1 protein-coding gene is annotated in these 260 nt (G+C 53.5%); it reads left to right on the top strand.

Annotation, left to right across the window (positions count from 1 at the left end):
* Positions 1–260, top strand: a 260-nt coding sequence (locus NLF92_RS13285; protein WP_254102717.1) for an efflux RND transporter permease subunit, incomplete at both ends; no start/stop codon positions are given.

Raw genomic sequence — 260 nt, 5'->3', positions numbered from 1 at the left:
CGTTTATATCGATATCGACAGGCAGTTGGCGGCGCGCTACGGCATGACGATAGACGATGTTCACAGTATTGTAGGCTCGGCAGTGGGCGGTAAAGTGGTTACACAATCAGTGGAAGGGCGTGAGCGTTTTCCTATTGCCATGCGCTTTTTACAGCACTACCGCGATACGCCTGAATCTTTAGCATCCATGCCTTTCGTCACACCAAGCGGTGTTCACATCACCCTTGGCGATGTGGCGACCGTGCGTATTGACGACGGGC

Source organism: Opacimonas viscosa (genome assembly GCF_024199005.1).
Classification (GTDB): domain Bacteria; phylum Pseudomonadota; class Gammaproteobacteria; order Enterobacterales; family Alteromonadaceae; genus Opacimonas; species Opacimonas viscosa.
The sequence above is the reverse complement of the archived record's forward strand: the minus strand, read 5'-3'. Positions and strand labels throughout refer to the sequence as shown.